We start from the raw sequence: 20,710 nt of genomic DNA on the forward strand, positions 1-20,710 counted from the left end.
CGCCGCGCCGCTCGGCGTCAGCCGAGTGGGGCTTCGCCGACCAGCGCGGTCTGCGGCTCGGCGCGCAGCGTGTGGCCGCCGAACACGACCACGTCGCCCGGTTGCACCACGGTGCGCTGCGCCGGCGGCACCATCGTCGCCGGGAACCCCGGCCGCTGCAGCTCGACCCCGTTCGCCGACGCCGTGTCGAGCACCCAGAGCGAGCCCTCGGCACCGAAGCCGAACTCCAGGTGCGTGCGGCTGAGCAGCTTGTCCGGGTCCTCGAGCGCGATCATGTGCGCGTAGCCGCCGTCCGGGTGGGCGCTCGCCGGGTCACGGCCGATCAGCCCGCCACCGGACACGGTCACCCGCTGGTGGTCGTCGAGCACCAGGACGGCCGCCGCGGTCTGCCGGGCCGGAGCCGCGTCGCGGCGAGCCGTGCCACCGGCGGAGCCCAGGGGACGCCCGGGCAGCTGCGCGACGGTCGCCCGCACCCGGTCGGCGCTGGCGCGGGGAGCCGGCGGCGGCGTGACGACCGCGCGGGCGAGTTCGCCGCGCTGCGCCATCCGCGCGAGGTCGTCGACGGTGACCCGCTCGACGACGGGCTCGACGGGCTTCCGACGCTTCCGGAACGGCCAGATCCGCATCAGTCGACCCCGCCGCCGACCGTGGCCGAGTCGATGAGCTCGAAGGTGTCGGTCACGGTCTCGAACAGTTCGTACAGCGGCTCGGCCAGGTCGGTCGCGGGCGAGGACACGCTCACCAGCGCGACCTGGTCACCGGCCGGCACGAACGTCTGCATCAGCACGACGTCGAACGAGCCGCGGCCGTCCGGCGCCTGCACGGTCGAGACGCCCCAGACGCGCGGCACCCGACCGACGCGCGGGACCTCGTGCACGTCGACGTGCATGCCGTCGTCGTCACCGCCGAGCGCGGCGACGTGGTCGGTCAGGGCGGCGAGCGGGTCGCCGCCGGCCTCGGGAGCGGGCAGGACCGTGACGGTCAGGGCGCCGGAGACGATGCCGTCCTCGCTCGGCTCGGCGAAGGCCGCGCAGTACCGCGCACCGCTGTCCCACGCCGACCGCGCGAACCGACGGAGGGCGCGGACGATCTCGGTGCGGTGGTCCCAGAGCTCGCGCTGGTCCTCGATGCGCTCCTGCACGAGGGCGCTGATCCGGTCGTCGCGGCGCTCCGGCTCGACGGGCAGCTCGAACCAGGAGCGCGGGACCGTGATGGCGAAGTGGTCGACCGACATGCCCGCTACCGTACCGTGGCGTGTCGCCCGGCCGTCCGGCGCATCGCCCGCAGCAGCAGCGGACCCGGCAGCCGCAGCAGGGCCCCGGGCAGGACCGACCGCACCCCGCTGACCACGGCGACCGTCCGCTGGAACCGACGGTGCTCGCGCGGCCCCCACGCGAACCCGTACGCGGTCCGCAGCCGTTCCGGCAGCATCCCGACCGTGACGATCCGGACGAGCGGCATCGCGGCACGCACCCAGAGCGGCGCGAACCGCGGGTGGAGCAGGTCACGCACCACCCCGCGGGCGTCGTCGGTGACCTCGAGCCGCTCGAGGGCGTCGGCCCAGTACTCGTCGAAGGCCGCGACCGAGGTCGGCCAGCGCTCGGCGGGCACCCGCAGCGTCGTCGCGATCGGGGCGTACGCGGCGAGCACGGCCTCGGCGCGTTCCGCCGTGACGGGAGCGTCGAACAGGTCGTGCGCCCGACGAGCCGAGTCGAACAGGGTCGCGGCCACCCACAGCTGCCGGTCGACCTCGTCCGCGCCGGTCACGGGCGCGTGGGCCCGGTTCACGAAACCCGCGGCGATCGCGGCGTCATGCTCCGTGCCGGAGACGACGGCGTACACGAACATCAGGGTGTGGGCCAGCCGCTGCTGCGGTCGACGGGCGAAGTCCGAGTGCCGACGGACCCCCGCCGCGACGACCGGGTCGGCGATCTGCAGCAGGATGGCGCGGCCGCCCGCGGCCACGGGTGTGCTGTCACCGAGGAACCGACGCAGGCTGCGGTCGTGGACGCGACCGGACGACGGACGGGAGGTGGGCCCCACCAGCCGGTTCCGGCGCACCGCGCCAGCGGGGTGACGGCCGTGACTGGAGGGACGTGGCGGGCCCGGCACCGGGCCTCCAGGCCGTGGGGTGGTCACGGTCCACCCCGTCGGCGTCGCGCGCGCAGGACGGGGACGAGGTCAGCGGCGATCGCCGCGACGAGCGCAAGCGCGCCGGTCATGAGGGCGATCACCAGGTACGTGCCGTCCACCCGGACGTCGCCCGTCAGGGCGAGCAGGGTCGCGACGAGCCAGATCGCGGGGAGCGGCCAGAGGCGGCTCGGTGCTCCGGTGACGACGGCTCCGACCACCGCGACCGCGAGGAGCGGGACCCATCGACCCGCCGGCTCGGACTGCGCGGCGAGGTGTGCGGAGGCCGCGACGAGCAGCATCGCCGCGATGGCCACCAGGCGGGCGGCCGACGGCATGCTGCGGACGCTGGCTCGGACGCGACGGAACACGGCCCGATGCTACGGGCCGTGTTCCGCGGATCCCTGGGGTCGGAGCCCAGGGAAGTCGATCAGAGCGACTTGGTGCCGAGGTCGCCTCCGAGGTCCGGCCGGTCCTCGTCGGCGTCGTGCTCCCACAGGTCGGGCGACCCCTCGCGTGGGGAGCCGCCGGTCGGGCCGTCGTCGGTACCGTCACCGCGCTGGGGCTCGACGGTCTCGCCGGCGACCGCGTCGTTCGTCACGGTCTCGAGGGACTCCTCGGACTCGTCCACCTCGTACGGGCCGACGTGCTCGCGGTCGATGTCGTCGTCGCGGCGCTGCTGGGCCTCGAAGTCGTCGACGGGGCTGATGCCGGGATCGCTCATGGTGTCCTCCTGGGTGTGGGTGGTGCCGGGTGTCCGATGGTGTTCAGGCGCTGACGAAGTGGACGTCGCCGGAGCCGAGCGCGAGCTGCTCCGCCAGACCCTTCTCGTCGGTCGCGCCCCAGCGTTCGGCGATCTTGCCGTCACGGAACTTCGAGACCTGGATGCCGCGGACCTCGAAGGTGCGACCCGTCGGCGCGTGGCCCTGGAACGGACCGGTGTGGGTGCCGCGGATCGTGAACACCGCGGTGATGTAGTCGTCCGTGACGACGAGCGGGTCGGGCTCGAGCGTGAGGTCCGGGAACGCGGTGGTGAACTCGGTCCAGAAGTCGACGATCCCCGCGAGACCGGGCTGCTGGTCGGGCGCGGGGTCGTGGTCCACGACGTCCTCGGCCCACACCTCGGGGAAGCGGTCGAAGGCCCGCGCCTCCAGGATCTCGCCGAGTCGTTCCTGTGCCTGCTGGTTCTGTTCCGCGGTCATGCGCGCTCCTTCGTTCGGGCCATCCGGTGGTTCGGGCCATCCGGTGGTTCGGGCCTTCCGGTGTACGCCGGGTCGGTGAGAGCGGCGTCCAGGGTGCGCGAGTTCACCTCCGGGACACCTCCCCGTCACGACGGCCGTGCACACTGCCGGTGCTCGGGGGAGTGGAGCGCGGTCGCCGACGGGTGGTCGAGCGACCGCGCCTTCCCCTGCGTCCCGCGCCGCCCGTTGTCTCGACGTCCATGTCGCCGCGCTAGGCTGCGTGACGGCCGTTGTCTCGACATCGAGCGACCCTCGATGTGGAGTGCGCGACCGGGAAACCGATGCCGATCGCACGAACCGTGCGGGAAGAAGAACAGCGTGGATCTTTTCGAGTATCAGGCCAGGGACCTCTTCGAGTCCTACGGCGTCCCCGTCCTCCAGGGGATCATCGCCGACACCCCGGAAGAGGCGAGAGCGGCGGCCGAGAAGATCGGTGGCGTCGTGGTCGTCAAGGCCCAGGTGAAGGTCGGTGGGCGCGGCAAGGCCGGCGGCGTCAAGGTCGCGAAGACCCCCGACGAAGCGTTCGAGTACGCCCAGGCGATCCTCGGGCTCGACATCAAGGGCCACACCGTGCAGCGCGTCATGATCGCCCAGGGCGCCGACATCGCCGAGGAGTTCTACTTCTCCGTGCTGCTCGACCGGGCCAACCGCTCCTACCTGTCGCTCACCAGCGTCGAGGGCGGCATGGAGATCGAGCAGCTCGCGGTCGAGAAGCCCGAGGCGCTCGCCCGCGTCGAGGTCGACCCGCTCACCGGGATCGACGCGGCCGCCGGTCGCGCGATCGCCGAGCAGGCCGGGTTCCCGGCGGAGCTCGTCGACCAGGTGGCCGACGTCTTCTCGAAGCTCTACGACGTCTACAAGGGCGAGGACGCCACGCTCGTCGAGGTGAACCCCCTCGTCCGCACCGGCGACGGCCAGATCCTGGCGCTCGACGGCAAGGTCTCGCTCGACGAGAACGCCGACTTCCGCCACCCCGCGCACAAGGACCTCGAGGACTCCGCGAGCGAGGACCCGCTCGAGGCCAAGGCGAAGGCCCACGGCCTGAACTACGTCAAGCTCGACGGCCAGGTCGGTGTCATCGGCAACGGTGCGGGCCTCGTCATGTCGACGCTCGACGTCGTCGCCTACGCCGGTGAGCGCCACGGCGGCGTGAAGCCCGCGAACTTCCTCGACATCGGTGGCGGCGCCTCGGCCGAGGTCATGGCCAACGGCCTCGACGTCATCCTCGGCGACCCGCAGGTGAAGAGCGTCTTCGTGAACGTCTTCGGTGGCATCACCGCCTGCGACGCCGTCGCGAACGGCATCGTCGCCGCCCTCGGGATCCTCGGCGACGCGGCCACCAAGCCGCTCGTCGTGCGCTTGGACGGCAACAACGTGGAAGAGGGCCGACGGATCCTGGCGGAGGCAGCGCACCCGCTCGTCACCGTCGCCGCGACCATGGACGACGCGGCCGAGCAGGCCGCCGAACTCGCCGCTGCCGCGGCCTGAAGGGACTGACCATGTCGATCTTCCTCAACAAGGACTCCAAGGTCATCGTCCAGGGCATCACCGGCGGCGAGGGCACCAAGCACACCGCCCTCATGCTCAAGGCCGGCACCCAGGTCGTCGGTGGCGTCAACGCCCGCAAGGCCGGCACCACCGTCACCCACGGTGACGTGTCGCTGCCCGTCTTCGGCACCGTGCGCGAGGCCATCGACACCACCGGTGCCGACGTCTCCATCGTCTTCGTGCCGCCGGCGTTCGCCAAGGACGCCGTGCTCGAGGCCATCGACGCCGCGATCCCGCTCGTCGTCGTCATCACCGAGGGCATCCCCGTGCAGGACGCCGCCGAGTTCTGGGCGCACGCCAAGGCGCTCGGCGGGAAGACCCGCATCATCGGCCCGAACTGCCCCGGCATCATCACCCCGGGGGAGTCGCTCGTCGGCATCACCCCGGCGACGATCACCGGCAAGGGCCCGATCGGTCTCGTCTCGAAGTCGGGCACCCTGACCTACCAGATGATGTACGAGCTGCGGGACCTGGGCTTCTCGACCGCCATCGGCATCGGCGGCGACCCGGTCATCGGGACGACGCACATCGACGCGCTCGCCGCGTTCGAGGCCGACCCCGAGACCGAGGCCATCGTGATGATCGGTGAGATCGGTGGCGACGCCGAGGAGCGCGCAGCCGAGTTCATCAAGGCGCACGTCACGAAGCCGGTCGTCGGGTACGTCGCGGGCTTCACCGCCCCCGAGGGCAAGACGATGGGCCACGCCGGAGCGATCGTGTCCGGTTCCGCCGGCACCGCCGAGGCGAAGAAGCAGGCGCTCGAGGCCGCCGGCGTGAAGGTCGGCAAGACGCCGTCCGAGACCGCTGCGCTGCTGCGTGAGGTCGTCGCCGCCCGCTAGCGGCCATCGCCCGGCACACGGTCGGGACGAAGCCGGGAGGCTCGGTGCGGGTTCCGCGCCGAGCCTCCCGTCGTTCGGGGGTCGGCTCACGTATCCTCGCTGCGATGAACCGCCTGGGAACCGCTCTGCTCGCCGCGATCGAGGCGGTCGTGACGGTCGGCGTCGGCATCGGGATCGCACTGGTGCCGCTCACCCTGCTGTGGGGCTTCGAGTACGGCCTGCAGATCGACTGGGACGTGTTCTGGAAGGCCACCGGCAGTGTCTGGCTCGTCGGCCACGGCGTCGACGTCTCGTTCCTGCTCGGCTCCGCGCTGGCGAAGAGCTCCGGGGTCAGCGGTGCCGCCGATCCCATCCACGTGACGCTCGCGGCGCTCGGCTTCGCGGTCGTGACCGCCTGGCTCGGCGCCCGTGCGGGTCGACGCTTCGCGGAGACCGAGCACCGCACCACCGGCCTGCTGGTCGGGACGGCGGTCGTCGCGGCGCTCGGCCTGGGCGTCGCGCTGTCGTCGACCTCCGCCGCCACGCAGCCGACGATCTGGCAGGCCGTGGTCCTGCCCGCACTGTGGTTCGGGATCCCGGCGCTCATCAGCTCGGAGGTCTGCCGACGACGGCGCGACCTGCCGGCGGACCCCGCCACCCAGCGTGTGCTCGACCTGCTCGACCGCGTGCCCGTGCTCTGGCGTGCGATCGCTGGGTTCGGTCTCCGTGCCGGGACCGCCGCCACCGGAATCGTCGTCGCGTTCGCCGGGGTCGTCGTCGCGTTCCTGCTCTTCACCTCGTTCGCCGAGGTCATCACCCTGTACGAGCAGTCCCACGCCGGTGTGATCGGCGGCATCGCCCTCACCGTCGGGCAGCTCGCGTTCCTGCCGGACTTCGTCGGGTGGGCGACGTCGTGGCTGATCGGCCCCGGGTTCGCCATCGGCACCGGTTCGAGCGTGTCCCCGATCGCCACGACCCTCGGACCGATCCCCGGACTGCCGGTGTTCGGCGCACTGCCGACCTCGGGCCACACCTTCGGCCTGGTCTGGATCCTGGTGCCGGTGATCGCCGGCTTCGCGATCGGCGGCTCGATGCGCCCGCGACTCGTCCGTGCGCTGGGGAGCGCCGACTCCGCACTCCACCGAGCGCTCGCCGGTGTCGCGACGGGCATCGTCGCCGGTGTCCTGACCGGGCTGATCGCCTGGGTGTCGTCCGGATCGTTCGGCCCCGGACGACTGGCCGACGTCGGCCCGCACGCCCTGGTGGTGGGTGGGTTCGCCGCGCTCGAGATCGGCCTGCCGGCGGTCATCGCCCTCGCCGCGGGCAGCGACCTCGTCCGACTGCCGGACCGGGGCTGGACACGGGAGCGCTGGACCGAGGCGGACGACGACGACGCGGACCGCAGCGGAGCCGAGGCCGGGACGGGATCGCTCCTCGCCGCGCTCGACCAGGCCGGCGCGGGACGGACCACCGACGTGCACCGGTTCGTGGTCGAGGAGTCCCACGACGGGTCGACCGCTGCCCGCTCGCGCACCGCCGTGAACAGCCCGACGGAACCGATCGCCGACGAACCAGTCGCGCCGGCGCCCGTCGCAACGCCTCGGACGCCCCCGCGCGACCCGGACCACGACGTGGAACTGCCGGCCTGGGCGAAGACCGACACCGTCGCCTCGGAGCGTCTGACGGACGAGAGACCGACCGAGACCCGCTCGTCGGGACGTGCCGCGATGGGTGCCCTGCGCGATCGACTGCACGGTGCCGCCGACGGTGTGCGGGAGCGTGCCGGTGGACTCCGCGAGCGAGCCGGTGGACTCCGCGACCGCGTGACCGGTGCCGACGCCGTAGCGGAGCAGCAGCGCCCTGCGCCCGCTCCGGAACGGCCCGCCACGTCGACGCCCGTACCCGACCACACCGACGCGCAGCCGGCGTTCCCGTGGAGCACCGAGGAGTTCGTCGCCGGACGGGACGACGTCGACGACGAACCGGCCGCAGCCGAGGCCCCCGCAGCCGCTCCCACCCAGGCGGCCCGTCCGACGAACTGGGACGTCACCGACCAGATCCCCGACGAGGAGCTGCCCTGGTGGCGCCGCCCGAAGGACGATCGCTAGCGCCGACGTCACGTCGCGCGGGTCCCGGTAGGGTTGGTGCCGTGCTCGAACTGGTCGTCCTGATCTCCGGTACCGGGTCGAACCTCCGAGCCCTGCTCGAAGCGACCTTCGACGCCGAGTACCCCGCCCGTGTCGTCGCCATCGGTGCCGACCGCGATGCCGAGGGTCTCGGCCTGGGCGAGGAGTTCTCGATCCCGACCTTCACGGTGCCGTTCTCGCGCTACGAGACCCGTGCCGAGTGGGGGCAGGCACTCGCCGAGCAGATCCGCCCGTGGTCGCCCGACCTGCTCGTGCTCTCCGGCCTGATGCGCCTGCTGCCCCCGGCCGTGGTGTCCGAGTTCGCCCCGGGCATCATCAACACCCACCCGGCGTACCTGCCCGAGTTCCCCGGCGCCCACGGCGTGCGGGACGCCCTGGCAGCCGGCGTCACCGAGACCGGCGCGAGCGTCATCGCGGTCGACGACGGCGTGGACACCGGCCCGATCCTGGCCCAGGAGCGCGTTCCCGTGCTCCTGGGCGACTCCGAGTCGACGCTGCACGACCGCATCAAGCCGGTCGAGCGCCGCCTGCTCATCCAGACCATCCTCGACATCGCCAACGGCACCACCGACCTGAAGGGCACCCCGAGCGCATGAGCGTGCACGCAGCCGACCCCAGCCTCTACCGCGACCGTGACGTGGTGCCGGTCCGCCGCGCACTCATCTCGGTGAGCGACAAGTCCGGCCTGCTCGAGCTCGCCGGTGCCCTCGCCGAGTCGGGTGTCGAGATCGTGTCGACGGGGTCCACCGCCCAGACGATCCGTGACGCCGGGTACGCCGTCACCGACGTCGCGAGCGTCACCGGGTTCCCGGAGTCGCTCGACGGCCGGGTCAAGACGCTGCACCCCTCGGTGCACGCGGGCCTGCTCGCCGACCTGCGCCTCGAGTCGCACGAGCAGCAGCTCGCCGGCCTCGGGATCGCGGCGTTCGAGCTCGTCGTCGTGAACCTGTACCCGTTCGTCGAGACGGTGGCCTCGGGCGCCGACACCGCGACCGTGGTCGAGAACGTCGACATCGGCGGCCCCGCGATGGTCCGTGCGTCGGCGAAGAACCACCCGAACGTCGCGATCGTCGTCTCGCCGTCGTCCTACGCCGAGGTCGTCGAGGCCGTCCGCGCCGGCGGCACCTCGCTCGAGCTCCGCAAGCGTCTGGCGGCCCAGGCCTTCGCGCACACCGCGGCGTACGACACCGCGGTGGCGTCCTACTTCGCCAGCGACGTCGTCGCGGCCGCTGCGGCGCCGACGACCAGCGGCGACATCCAGACGCCCGGCGCGTTCGACGAGCACCTCGGCTTCACCGCCGACCTGTCGGCCACGCTCCGCTACGGCGAGAACGCGCACCAGGCAGCCGCGTTGTACACGAGCACCGACGGCGCCGGCATCGCGCAGGCGACGCAGCTGCACGGCAAGGAGATGTCGTACAATAACTACGTCGACGCCGACGCGGCCGTCCGTGCGGCGTTCGACTTCGACACCCCCGCGGTCGCGATCATCAAGCACGCCAACCCGTGCGGCATCGCGATCGCCCCGGCGGACGCCGCCGACCCGATCGCCTCGGCCCACGCCGCCGCGCACGCCTGCGACCCGCTGTCGGCGTTCGGTGGGGTCATCGCCGCGAACCGTCCGGTCACCGTGGCGATGGCCGAGACCGTGAAGGACATCTTCACCGAGGTCGTCGTCGCCCCGGGCTTCGACCCCGAGGCGCTCGAGATCCTGTCGCGCAAGAAGAACATCCGCCTGCTCACGCTGCCGGCCGACTTCGCCCTGGCACCGCGCGAGGTCAAGCAGATCTCCGGCGGCTTCCTGGTGCAGGACGCCGACCGCTTCACGGCGTTCGACCAGTCCACGTGGACCCTGGTCGCCGGCGCGCCCGCCGACGACCAGACCCTCGCCGACCTGGCCTTTGCGTGGAAGGCGAGCCGTTCGGTCAAGTCGAACGCCATCCTGCTGGCGAACCAGGGCGCGAGCGTCGGGGTCGGCATGGGCCAGGTCAACCGGGTGGACTCGTGCCACCTCGCGGTGAACCGTGCCGGTGACCGCGCGACCGGCAGCGTCGCGGCGTCGGATGCGTTCTTCCCGTTCGCCGACGGCCTGCAGGTGCTGCTCGACGCCGGTGTGCGCGCGGTGGCCCAGCCCGGTGGCAGCGTCCGCGACGACGAGGTCATCGCCGCGGCGACGGCCGCGGGCGTCACGATGTACTTCACGGGCGAGCGCCACTTCTTCCACTGAAGTGAACAAATCGCGGCACCCTATTGCGCGCTGAGAGTCACTGTGAATAGTCTGTAAGGCTCCGCGACAGGCAGCCGACGGTCCCCCGGGACCGGTGGCACCGCGGACACAACGGTGACGAAGACGACGACTGGAGTGACGATGGACAACATGACCGGAACCGTGGCGACGGCCGCCCGTGCAGGTCTCGTGTCCGTCGTGGGGACCACTCCCGCACGGCGATCCCTGATCGCACCGCGACCGCGCGTCGCGGCCGCCGTCTAGCCAGGCCGTTCCCACGGCCTCGCGGCGCCGCACGACCAGCGTCCGCGAACCACCCGCCTGAACCCGGGGGACGAGTATCTCCCGGTGCCCTCCGGCCCGACCGACGTCACGCGAGTGACGGCGGAGGCGCGACCACGCGCCCGGCCGATGATCACCACGCAACGCCACACCGAGCCTCCAGGTCGAGGCCGCGCACGCACCGCACGCAAGCAAGCAAGCAAGCAAGCAGCAGGCGGCCAGGGCGCAGCGCGACCCGGGGACCCGGCAGACGCATGAGGACGCAACGCATGTCCAAGTCGCCCACCACGGCGCGCCCGTCCACCTTCCGCGCGATCGCGCGGATCTACCCCTACGTGAAGCCCTACCAGGGGCGCCTCATCGGCGGCATGGCCGCAGCGATGGGAGCCTCCTTGGTGGCGCTCGCAATCCCCTACGTCCTGCAGTGGCTCGTCGACGGCCCGCTGTCATCGAAGGACGGCGCACAGATCTGGCCCGCCGGCCTCGGCGTGCTCGCCCTCGGTGTGCTCGAGGCGTTCTTCATCGCCTCGCGCCGCCGGATGGTGATGCGCCCCTCGACGCGGATCGAGGCCAGCATGCGGAACTCGCTGTACGCGAAGCTGCAGGACCTGCCCGTCGCGTTCCACGACCGGTGGGAGTCGGGGCAGCTGCTGTCCCGTTCCGTGTCGGACCTGTCGTTGATCCGCCGCTGGCTGGCCTTCGGTGTCGTCCTGCTCGTCGTGAACGTCGTGACGATCGTCGTCGGCTTCGTCGTGCTGTTCACCTTCGGGTGGCTGCTCGGGCTGATCTTCCTGATCGCGTCGATCCCGCTGTGGATCAACGGGCTGCTGTTCGAGCGTCGGTACTCCGTCGTCGCGCGCCGCAGCCAGGACCAGGTCGGTGACCTCGCGACGAGTGTCGAGCAGTCGGTGCACGGCATCCGCGTGCTCAAGGCGTTCGGTCGCGGCGGGTCGAAGCTCGAGGAGTTCAGCGAGCAGGCCGAAGCCCTGCGCGGCACGGAGATCAAGAAGGCGAAGGCCATCGCGAGCATCTGGCTGTGGCTGCTGCTCGTGCCGGACGTCGCGTTCGCGCTGTGCCTGCTCGCCGGCATCTGGCTGGCGTCGCAGGGCGAGATGACCGTCGGTCAGCTGTTCGCGTTCTTCGCGACGGCGACGGTGCTGCGGTTCCCGATCGAGTCGATCGGCTTCCTGCTCTCGATGACGTTCGACACCCGTACGGCGGTCGACCGCTTCTTCGAGGTCATGGACTCCGAGAACACCATCACGGACCCGCAGGACCCGAAGACGATCGCGGAGCCGCACGGTGCGCTGTCGTTCAACGGCGTGCACTTCCGGTACCAGGACTCCGCGCCGCAGTACCCGGACCTGATCAACGGCGTCGAGCTGCAGCTGCAGCCGGGCGAGACCATGGCGCTCGTCGGGCTCACGGGCTGCGGCAAGACGACGTTGCTCTCGCTGGTGCCGCGCCTGTACGACGTGACCGGCGGATCGGTGACGATCGACGGGGTCGACATCCGCGACCTCACCCGCGAAGAGCTGCGCCGGCACGTCGGCGTCGCCTTCGAGGACGCCACCCTGTTCTCCTCCACCGTGCGTGAGAACGTGCTGCTAGGTCGACCGGACGTGCAGGGTGCCGAGGCCGAGGCGCTCATGCGCGAGGCACTCGACATCGCGCAGGCGTCCTTCGTGGACGACCTGCCCGACGGCGTGGACACCCGGGTGGGCGAAGAGGGGCTGTCGCTGTCCGGTGGACAACGCCAGCGCCTGGCGCTCGCTCGCGCGATCGCCGCGCGGCCGTCGGTGCTGGTCCTCGACGACCCGCTGTCGGCGCTCGACGTCGACACCGAGGCACGGGTCGAGGCCGGCCTCCGCCGTGTCCTCGCCGAGACGACCTCGCTCATCGTGGCGCACCGTCCGTCGACGGTGACGTTGGCCGACCGGGTCGCTCTGATGGAGAACGGCGTCGTCACCGCCGTCGGGACCCACCACGACCTGATGGCCACCAACGAGCACTACCGCTACGTCATCTCGTCGCTCGACGACGACGACGCGACCGCACGACAGGAGGCGATGGCATGAGCCAGCAGACGGACCAGAACCTGCCGGGAGGCACGGCACCGGTCACCGACGACGCTGCGGACGCGCAGTCTGCCGCGCCCGTCACCGCCTCGATCACCACCCTGGGCGTGCGCGGCGAGGAGCGTGAGGACTTCACCAAGGCGGAGAGCAAGCGCCTGCGGCGTCGTTCCCTCGCCCTGCTCGGTTCCCTCGCGGCCCCGCTGAAGCTCCGCCTGGTGCTGCTCGGGATCGTCGTCGTGGTCTCCACGGCGGGCACCGTCGCGGGCCCGGCGCTCATCGCGTGGGGCATCGACAACGCCCTGCCCGCCGTGATGGACCAGAACGACTGGGTGCCGGCGTTCGGCGTCGTCGCGACGTACATCGTCGTGGCCGTCCTCGGCGCGGTGCTCACCGCCTGGTACACCGTGCTCGCCGCACGGATCAGCCAAGCGATCCTGTTCGACCTGCGCAAGCGGGTGTTCCTGCACACGCAGCGGCTGTCGCTCGAGTTCCACGAGACCTACACGTCCGGCCGGATCATCTCCCGCCAGACGAGTGACCTCGACTCGATCCGCGAGCTGCTCGACTCCGGCCTGAACCAGCTCATCCAGGGCGTGCTGTACATGGTGTTCACCGCCGTGGCCCTGGTTCTGCTCGACCCGACGTCCGGGCTCGTGCTCGCGGTGTCGCTCGTGCCGCTCTGGTTCCTGATCCGCTGGTTCCAGAAGAACTCGCAGACGCTGTTCCGCGCCACCCGCGTCACCTCGGCGCGCGTGATCGTGCACTTCGTCGAGACGATGACGGGCATCCGTGCCGTGCAGGCGTTCCGCAAGGAGTCCCGCAACAAGGACGAGTACGGCGGCTTCGTCGAGGACTACCGGCTGGCGAACACGAAGGTGTTCAACCTGTTCGGGACGTTCGACCCGGTGCTCGTGCTCATCGGCAACGCCACGCTCGCCGCGGTCGTCGTCGTCGGCGGCTTCCGGATCGTCGGCGGGACGCTCGAGGTCGGTGCGCTGCTCGCGGTCGCGCTGTACGCCAAGCGCTTCTTCGACCCGGCGCAGGAGCTCGCGATGTTCTACAACGGGTACCAGTCGGCCTCGGCGGCGATGGAGAAGATCTCCGGCGTCCTCGAGGAGCGGCCGAGCGTGCCGGACCCCGTGAAGCCGACCAAGCTGGCCGACGCCACGGGCAAGATGGACTTCGACGAGGTCGTGTTCGCCTACAACGCGGGCAAGGTCGTCCTGCCGGAGTTCGACCTGCACATCCCGTCCGGGCAGACCATCGCGCTCGTCGGATCCACCGGCGCCGGGAAGTCGACGCTCGCCAAGCTCATGGCGCGCTTCTACGACCCGTCGCACGGTTCCGTGCGGCTCGACGGCGTGGACCTGCGCGACCTCGACACGAAGGACATGCGCCGCGCGATCGTCATGGTCACGCAAGAGGCCTACTTGTTCTCCGGAACGGTCGCGGACAACATCGCGCTCGGCAAGCCGGGGGCCTCCCGCGCCGAGATCGAGGCGTCCGGCAAGGCGGTCGGCGCGCACGAGTTCATCATGGCGCTCCCCGACGGGTACGACACCGACGTGAACAAGCGCGGTGGTCGTGTCTCGGCGGGACAGCGGCAGCTGCTCTCGTTCGCGCGGGCGTTCATCGCGGACCCGAAGGTGCTCATCCTCGACGAGGCCACGGCGTCGCTCGACATCCCCTCGGAGCGGCTGGTGCAGGAAGGGCTCGAGACCCTGCTCGCCGACCGCACCGCGGTGATCATCGCGCACCGCCTGTCCACGGTCGCGATCGCCCACCGCGTGCTCGTGATGGAACACGGGAAGATCGTCGAGGACGGCACCCCCGCCGACCTCATCTCGGGTACCGGACGGTTCGCCCAGCTGCACGCGGCCTGGCGCGACTCGCTCGTGTAGGACGCAGCCGGGCTGCACCACGTGGTTGGCTTGCTCCATGAGCAACGACAGCGTGCAGCCCGGCGGCGTCGCCCTGCGCGACCCCTTCTACGGCGCACCCTTCACCGAGGCCGTCCGGCGGTTCTGGCGGAAGTACACCGTGTTCACCGGACGGGCCTCGCGTGCCGAGTTCTGGTGGTGGTGGATCACGTCGCTCGCGATCGGACTCGTGCTGCAGCTCGTCCCGCAGGCGTTCACGCCGGACACCGCGCTGTTCGAGAACCCCGTCGGGTCCTACCTGTTCGTCCTCTGGGGCCTCGCGACCCTGATCGGGTCGCTCGCCCTCGGCGCCCGGCGGCTGCACGACGCCGGCCTGTCCGGCTTCTGGCAGTTCCTGCACGTCGTGCCCGGCATCGGCTCGCTCGTCGTGTACGTGCTGTGCCTGATCCCGACGAGCCCGAAGGGCGAGCGCTTCGACCGCTGACCGCCGGCGGACGGACGGCCGACGTGCGCAGGCCGCACGTCAGAACGGGTCGTCCGCATCCGTGGACGGCGACCAGCGGGCACGACGCATGTCGAGCCTCCAGGCCGCCGTCCCCTGCACGAGCGGCGTGCCCTCCGCGCGGTAGTGCTGGAGCGCACGGGCCTCGTGGTGCAGCGGCGGGTGCCCACCCGCGCGCACCACGCGCCACCAAGGCAGGTCGGCGCCCTCGTGGGCCATCACCTTGCCGACCGCACGCGACGCGCGTGAGCCGAGCGCGGCGGCGACGTCGCCGTACGTCATGACGTGACCCGGCGGGATCATCCGGACCACCTCGGCCACCGCCGCCCCGAAGTCCTGCTCCGGCGCGGGGGCGTCGTCCTCGGGCACGTCGTTGATGAGTACGTCGTCGGAGACGTACTAGAGCGTCAGGACCGCGAAGTGGTCGCCGTACTGGGTCTCACGGACGACCTCGAAGCCCACGGCGCGGAAGAACGCCTCGGGGCTGTCGTCGCCACCGGGCTCGTACACGACCGTCAGGCGTTCCTGCCCGCGGCTGCGGGCCTCGTCCGCCAGGCCGTGCACGGCGAAGCGGCCGACGCCGCGACCCTGCGCCGTGCCGGCGACGTTGACCCGCCAGATGGCGCTGCGCAGCTCTTCCTGCGCGTTGTCCGCGTCGAACGAACCGATGATGAGGCCCAGGACCTCGTCGCCGTCCAGGACCACCCGGGTCCACGCGGAGCTCGGCTTGACGTCGGACTCGGCGACCCCGTAGGTGGTCGGCTGCACGAACTGTTCCTGACCCGGCTTGAGCGTCAGGGAGTTCGCCGCGGCAGCGGTCTTCGCGGAGAGTTCTTCGAGACGCAGGTCGGCCATGCGGCCAGGGTAACGGTGCGACCCGTGTGGGGGCCAGCGCGGACGGCAGACCGAGACCGCACCGTTGCCGCGGTATGGTCGCGGAATGGCAGAACATCGGCGTGGAGCGAACCTCCCGTCGATCGGCGGGTTCAACCGCACGGTCGTGCTCGATGCCGTCCGACGCTCGCCGGACGGCCTGAGCCGTGTCGAACTCGCCTCGCGAACCGGTCTCAGCGCGCAGACGGTGTCGAACGTCACCCGGTTCCTGATCGAGGCCGGCATGATCGTCGAGTCCGGCACCGTCGTCGCCGGTCGGGGCAAGCCGCGCACCATCCTGCGGCTCGAACCCGGCAGCCGCTACGCCGTCGGCGTGCACGTCGACCCGGCCGTCGTCACCTACGTGCTCCTCGACCTGGCCGGCACCGTCGTCGCCTCGTCCACCACCTCGACGCCGACCGCCGACGACCCGTCCGAGGTCGTCCGCACCATCGGCTCCGCCGTCGACGGCCTGATCGCCGACGCCGGCGTGGACGTCGACGGGGTGCTCGGTGTCGGGATCGCCAGCCCCGGCCCCATCGACGTCGACGCCGGCATCGTCGTCGACCCGCCGTTCCTGCCCCGGTGGCGGGACGTGCCCCTGCGCGACGCGCTCGCCGAGGCCACGGGCTACCCCGTCCTGCTCGAGAAGGACGTCACGGCCGCCGCGGTCGGCGAGATGTTCCTGGCGGGGGAGTCGTCGGCGCGGAACTTCGCGTTCGTGTACTTCGGCACCGGGTTCGGCGTCGGGCTCGTCGTCGACCACGAACCCGTGCGCGGGGTCGGGTCGAACGCCGGCGACGCCGGGCACATCATGGTCGACCAGCGATCGCTCGCCGGCACCCCCGACGGGTCCGGCACCCGGGGAGAGGTGGGTGCGGCCGTGGCGCCGGACCGGCTCGTGCGGATCGCACGGGAGCGGGGGGTGGCGTTGTCCGGCGGTGGCGACGCTGCGGGTGCGGTCTCGTCCGGTGGTGCGGCCGCGTCCGACGGGTCGGTCCCGTCCGACGGGTCGGTCGATGCGGTGAACCGTGCCTGGGACGAGCTCGCCGAGGCCATCGCTGCCGGCGACGAGGCCGCGATCACGCTCGCCGCCGAGGCCGGCACCGTCATGGGCGACGCCGCCGTCGTCATCGTGAACCTGCTCGACATCGACCGGGTCGTGTTCGGCGGACCGTTCTGGTCCCGCATCGCGAGTGCCGCACTGCCGGCCGCCCGCGCGGCGATCGTCGGGTCGCCGTTGCTCGTGCCGAAGCACGCGGTCGACGTGGTCGAGAGTGACCGCGGTGCCGACGTCGCCGCGGTGGGAGCCGCGTGCCTGGTGCTCGACGCCGCGTTGTCCCCGCGGGCGAGCGGGCTGCTCATCCGCCGCTGACGGCGGTCGGGGGTGGCTCGCACCGCCCGCTACGCTGCGAACCGACGGATCCGCCAGGTGGGCGGCGAACGACGGGGGACACATGACGGACAACGGCGCCGCGGGCACGATCGACCGACGCTGGGCGAAGGTCCGGCCACTGGTGTTCCGGACGATCATCGGCGCGGTCGTCGCAGCCGGGCTCGTCGGCATCGTGGCGGTGCTGGTCGGCGACTTCGGACGGGTCGCGGTACAGCTGCTCCTGACGATCGTCGTGGTGGTCGTCTTCGCCCTGCTGTCCTGGTACGACGCCGACGTCTCGTCACGCCGATCGGGCACGTTCGCGTTCGTCAGCATCGCCACGTCGATGTACCTGCTCGTCGCGGGGCTGTACAAGGTGTGGCTCGCCCCGACGGACTCCTCCGGCGAGGACGGCCTCTGGCTCGTCGGCGAGCGGTTCTGGCACTGGATCTGGCTCGTCGGGGTCGCCCGCGTGGCGCTCCTGCACGTGCACCTGCTGCTCGTCATCCACCGCCGCTACCCGACACCGGCACTCCAGGTCGTCGCGAAGGCCACCGTCGGGGTCATCGCCCTGCTCGCACTGCTGCTGTCGATCCCGCTGCTCGCGCCCGACGTGGACTACGCCCGCGGCTACTGGCGACTCGTCTGGGTGGTGGTCATCCTCGACCTGCTCGGAACGGTCGTCGTCCCGCTCAGCAACGCGCTCTTCCGCCCGCGGGGCGCCGTCCCGGCGGGGGCGGTCGGAGCGTGGCCGACGCCGGAAGCGCCGCCGGCAGCACCCCCGATGGCGCCCGCGGTACCGATCGCGACGTGGGCCGCCACTCCGGTGCCCGATGCCCCGACGGCTGCCACGGCTGCCACTGCTGCCACGGCCGCCGGCCCGGTCAGCGGGGACCGGTACCGGTACGAGCCGCGCCCGGAGGCGTCGCGTGCCCTGGCGTGGCCGCGGTACGTCGACGGCACGCCACTGCCGGCGCTGCCCGACGGGTCGCCCGACTTCTCCGGGGTCGCGCAGGGCTGAGGGATCTCGGGCACTGCGGGGTCGCGTCACTGAGGGATCCCGGCGCTCGGGCGCCGCGCGACACCTGTCGTTCACCGGGCGGCCACCGGTCGGATGCCCGGGTGCTGAACAGTCGTGCAGGTCTCCCCTCCCCTCCCGAGAAGGACCTGCATGCGCACTCCTGCCCTGCGCCCCCGCTCCGTGCGGATCGGTGCTGCCATCGTCTCCGCGCTGGCCCTCGGCGCCGGTGTCGTCACGGCCAGCCCGGCACTCGCCGCCGTCCGTGACGACGACCCGAGCGTCGGCGCCGCCGCCCCGAACGGCCTCGTCGTCAACGAGGTCGAGTCGAACGGCGACGACACCGACTGGGTCGAGCTCGCGAACACGTCGTCGGCGTCGATCGACCTGACCGGGTACGCGTTCCTCGACGACGACAGCACCCACGACGCCTACGTCCTGCCCGCCGGCTCGACGATCGCCCCCGGCGGGTACTTCGTCATCGACCAGCTCTCGGCGACCGCGCCCGGGTTCGACTTCGGACTCGGCGGCGCCGACACCGCGCGGGTGTACGACCCCGCCGGCGACCTGGTGCTCCGGTACTCGTGGACGAGCCACGCGGTCGTCACGTACGGCCGGTGCGCCGACGGGACCGGTGCGCTGGTCGACACCACCGCGTCGACGAAGGGGGCCGCCAACGACTGCTCCTCGCCCGTGCGCATCAACGAGGTCGAGTCGCAGGACGGCACCCCCGGCGACTGGGTGGAGCTGACCAACGTCGGCAGCACCACGGTCGACCTGGGCGGGTACGTCCTCAAGGACAGCGAGGACGACCACGCGTACACGATCCCTGCCGGCACGACGATCGTGGCCGGGGGCTTCACCGTCCTCGACGAGGCGGACTTCGGCTTCGGACTCGGCAAGGCCGACTCCGCCCGGGTCTTCGACCCGCGGGGTGCGCTGGTCGACTCGTACTCGTGGACGGCCCACGCTGCCGCCACGTACGGCCGCAACCCGGACGGCACCGGCGACTTCGCCGAGACCGCCGAGTCGACGAAGGGCACGGCGAACCGGTTCGCCGGAGTCGTCACCGCCGAGCCGTGGCCCGGCGGCCCGGACGAGACCGTGCTCGACGACGAGGACACCTTCACCGGTGACCTGAGCGGCATCGACTGGACCACGTCGAGCACGTCGAGCACGTCCGAGGACGGCCAGCTCTGGGCCGTGCAGAACGGCGACGGCCTGCTCTACCACCTGACCTCGGACGGCCAGGGCGGCTGGGCGCCGTCGAACGCCGCGGGCACGGATCTGCGGTACGCCGACGGCACGGGGACCCCGGACGCCGAGGGCGTCACCGTCACGAGCGACGACCCGGGCGCAGTGTACGTGTCGACCGAGCGGGACAACGACGTGTCGAAGACCAGCCGTCCGTCGGTCCTGCGGTACGCCACCACCGACGGGTCCGAGTCGACCCTGCGCGCCACCGACGAGTGGGACCTCGCAGCCGACTTCCCGGGGCTCGGTGCGAACGCCGGCCTCGAGGGCGTCACCTGGATCCCGGACTCGTGGCTCACCGAGCAGGGCTTCGCCGACGAGCACACCGGCGCGGCCTACGCACCGTCGACGTACGCCGGCCACGGCGAGGGGCTCTTCTTCGTCGGCGTTGAGGGCACCGCGAGCGTCTCCGCCTACGCCCTGATGGCGGACGGCTCGTTCCAGCGTGTGGCCACCATCGGATCGCCGTTCGCGGTCGTGGCCGACGTGCAGTTCGACCCGACCCTCGACGCGCTCTGGGTGGTGTGCGACGACGCCTGCGCCGGACGCACCGCGCTGTACGAGCTGACCGACGGTGCCTTCACCGCAGCGAAGGTGTTCGAGGCTCCGTCGAACGCGGACCGGACGCTCGCCAACGAGGGCTTCGCGATCTCCGGCGTCTGCGCCGACGGGGAGCGCGCAACGTTCTACGCCGACGACAACGACACGGACGGGTTCTCGCTCCGCACCGGGACGTACCCGTGCGAGGGCAGCGGCACCGATCCGGGCACGGACCCGGGCACCGACCCGACGCCCACGCCTGCTCCGGGTGACGGTGGATCGACGCCTGCGCCGACCCCCGGGACCGGTGGACCGACGCCGACCCCGTCGCCGACCGCTCCGGCCGCTCCGATCGCCCCGGTGGCTCCCTCGGAGACCGGTCTGACCGACACGAACCGTGGGGGCGTCTCGGCCCCGTCGTCCGCCCGCGCGGGGGAGACCATCACGGTCACGGTGGGCACGCGGTACGCCGGCGACCGGGTGAACGTGTGGCTGTACTCGACGCCGACGCTGCTCGGCACCGTGACGGTCGGCGCTGACGGCACGGTGCGCGTCACGATCCCGGCCGATGCTCCGGCTGGCGAGCACCGCATCGTCGTGACCGCGGAGGACGGCACGGTGCTGGGCTGGACCCCGATCACGATCACCGCTGACGGGCAGCTCGCGTTCACGGGTGCCGAGGGCCTCGGTGCCGGAGCACTCATCGCGTTCCTGCTGCTCGCCGCGGGTGCGGGTGTGCTGATCGTCCGCCGTCGCAAGGCGGCGGCCGCAGAGTAGCCCCCACGCCCCACGGGGGC

At 72.0% G+C, this 20,710-nt stretch carries 19 protein-coding genes; 11 read left to right on the top strand and 8 right to left on the bottom strand.

What is annotated here, in order from left to right:
• Positions 1 to 17: 17 nt before the first annotated feature.
• The 6 genes from EDF53_RS08805 to EDF53_RS08830 all read right to left on the bottom strand — a co-directional run bounded on the left by EDF53_RS08805 (position 18) and on the right by EDF53_RS08830 (position 3,332).
• A complete protein-coding gene (locus EDF53_RS08805; RefSeq protein WP_123293218.1) occupies positions 18 to 626 on the bottom strand; it encodes an FHA domain-containing protein in 609 nt (202 codons plus the stop codon).
• Positions 626 to 1,234 (bottom strand): hypothetical protein, encoded by a 609-nt coding sequence (locus EDF53_RS08810; protein WP_111085350.1) that lies wholly within the window; start codon positions 1,232 to 1,234, stop codon positions 626 to 628. The genes EDF53_RS08805 and EDF53_RS08810 overlap by 1 nt, the downstream gene beginning before the upstream one ends.
• A gap of 5 nt (positions 1,235 to 1,239) precedes the next feature.
• Positions 1,240 to 2,043 carry an oxygenase MpaB family protein gene (locus tag EDF53_RS08815; RefSeq protein ID WP_185020989.1) on the bottom strand — a complete coding sequence of 268 codons (804 nt, stop codon included), beginning with the start codon at positions 2,041 to 2,043 and terminating at the stop codon, positions 1,240 to 1,242.
• Between the two features lie 92 nt (positions 2,044 to 2,135).
• Positions 2,136 to 2,501, bottom strand: a complete 366-nt coding sequence (locus EDF53_RS08820; protein WP_123293221.1) for a hypothetical protein — start codon at positions 2,499 to 2,501, stop codon at positions 2,136 to 2,138.
• 59 nt (positions 2,502 to 2,560) lie between these two features.
• Complete coding sequence (locus EDF53_RS08825; RefSeq protein WP_123293222.1) at positions 2,561 to 2,854, bottom strand: hypothetical protein; 294 nt, start codon at positions 2,852 to 2,854, stop codon at positions 2,561 to 2,563.
• Positions 2,855 to 2,897: 43 nt separating this feature from the next.
• Positions 2,898 to 3,332: an ester cyclase gene (locus tag EDF53_RS08830; protein ID WP_123293224.1), complete on the bottom strand. Its 435-nt coding sequence runs from the start codon at positions 3,330 to 3,332 to the stop codon at positions 2,898 to 2,900.
• Positions 3,333 to 3,689: 357 nt separating this feature from the next.
• Here EDF53_RS08830 and sucC point away from each other — a divergent pair, with 357 nt between their 5' ends.
• The 8 genes from sucC (at position 3,690) to EDF53_RS08870 (ending at position 14,835) form a co-directional block, all read left to right on the top strand.
• On the top strand, positions 3,690 to 4,859 hold the full coding sequence (gene sucC, locus EDF53_RS08835) for an ADP-forming succinate--CoA ligase subunit beta (protein WP_123293226.1): 1,170 nt from the start codon (positions 3,690 to 3,692) through the stop codon (positions 4,857 to 4,859).
• Positions 4,860 to 4,870: 11 nt separating this feature from the next.
• On the top strand, positions 4,871 to 5,758 hold the full coding sequence (gene sucD, locus EDF53_RS08840; protein WP_111085344.1) for a succinate--CoA ligase subunit alpha: 888 nt from the start codon (positions 4,871 to 4,873) through the stop codon (positions 5,756 to 5,758).
• Positions 5,759 to 5,862: 104 nt separating this feature from the next.
• Positions 5,863 to 7,845: a DUF6350 family protein gene (locus EDF53_RS08845; RefSeq protein WP_123293228.1), complete on the top strand. Its 1,983-nt coding sequence runs from the start codon at positions 5,863 to 5,865 to the stop codon at positions 7,843 to 7,845.
• A gap of 41 nt (positions 7,846 to 7,886) precedes the next feature.
• On the top strand, positions 7,887 to 8,480 hold the full coding sequence (purN, locus tag EDF53_RS08850) for a phosphoribosylglycinamide formyltransferase (RefSeq protein ID WP_123293230.1): 594 nt from the start codon (positions 7,887 to 7,889) through the stop codon (positions 8,478 to 8,480).
• Positions 8,477 to 10,111, top strand: coding sequence for a bifunctional phosphoribosylaminoimidazolecarboxamide formyltransferase/IMP cyclohydrolase (gene purH / locus EDF53_RS08855; protein WP_123293231.1), 1,635 nt, complete (start codon positions 8,477 to 8,479; stop codon positions 10,109 to 10,111). Before purN ends, purH begins: the two co-directional genes overlap by 4 nt.
• 551 nt (positions 10,112 to 10,662) lie before the next feature.
• Positions 10,663 to 12,471 carry an ABC transporter ATP-binding protein gene (locus tag EDF53_RS08860; protein WP_123293232.1) on the top strand — a complete coding sequence of 603 codons (1,809 nt, stop codon included), beginning with the start codon at positions 10,663 to 10,665 and terminating at the stop codon, positions 12,469 to 12,471.
• Between the two features lie 92 nt (positions 12,472 to 12,563).
• Positions 12,564 to 14,372 carry an ABC transporter ATP-binding protein gene (locus EDF53_RS08865; protein WP_123293409.1) on the top strand — a complete coding sequence of 603 codons (1,809 nt, stop codon included), beginning with the start codon at positions 12,564 to 12,566 and terminating at the stop codon, positions 14,370 to 14,372.
• Between the two features lie 37 nt (positions 14,373 to 14,409).
• Positions 14,410 to 14,835, top strand: a complete 426-nt coding sequence (locus tag EDF53_RS08870) for a DUF805 domain-containing protein (RefSeq protein WP_123293233.1) — start codon at positions 14,410 to 14,412, stop codon at positions 14,833 to 14,835.
• 39 nt (positions 14,836 to 14,874) lie between these two features.
• Here the strand turns inward: EDF53_RS08870 and EDF53_RS08875 are convergent, their stop codons facing one another.
• Positions 14,875 to 15,222 (bottom strand): MGMT family protein, encoded by a 348-nt coding sequence (locus EDF53_RS08875; protein WP_235035781.1) that lies wholly within the window; start codon positions 15,220 to 15,222, stop codon positions 14,875 to 14,877.
• A gap of 30 nt (positions 15,223 to 15,252) precedes the next feature.
• Positions 15,253 to 15,708, bottom strand: coding sequence for a GNAT family N-acetyltransferase (locus tag EDF53_RS08880; RefSeq protein ID WP_111085338.1), 456 nt, complete (start codon positions 15,706 to 15,708; stop codon positions 15,253 to 15,255).
• Between the two features lie 85 nt (positions 15,709 to 15,793).
• On the opposite strand from EDF53_RS08880, the gene EDF53_RS08885 reads away from it, so the two are divergent.
• The 3 genes from EDF53_RS08885 (at position 15,794) to EDF53_RS08895 (ending at position 20,690) form a co-directional block, all read left to right on the top strand.
• On the top strand, positions 15,794 to 17,101 hold the full coding sequence (locus tag EDF53_RS08885) for an ROK family transcriptional regulator (RefSeq protein ID WP_123293234.1): 1,308 nt from the start codon (positions 15,794 to 15,796) through the stop codon (positions 17,099 to 17,101).
• Positions 17,102 to 17,183: 82 nt separating this feature from the next.
• The gene (locus EDF53_RS08890; protein WP_123293235.1) at positions 17,184 to 18,122 is read left to right on the top strand and encodes a hypothetical protein; all 939 of its coding nucleotides are present in this window, start codon (positions 17,184 to 17,186) and stop codon (positions 18,120 to 18,122) included.
• Between the two features lie 150 nt (positions 18,123 to 18,272).
• Positions 18,273 to 20,690: a lamin tail domain-containing protein gene (locus tag EDF53_RS08895; RefSeq protein ID WP_123293236.1), complete on the top strand. Its 2,418-nt coding sequence runs from the start codon at positions 18,273 to 18,275 to the stop codon at positions 20,688 to 20,690.
• The last annotated feature ends 20 nt before the right edge of the window (positions 20,691 to 20,710 follow it).

This window comes from Curtobacterium sp. PhB78 (assembly GCF_003751685.1).
Classification (GTDB): Bacteria; Actinomycetota; Actinomycetes; order Actinomycetales; family Microbacteriaceae; genus Curtobacterium.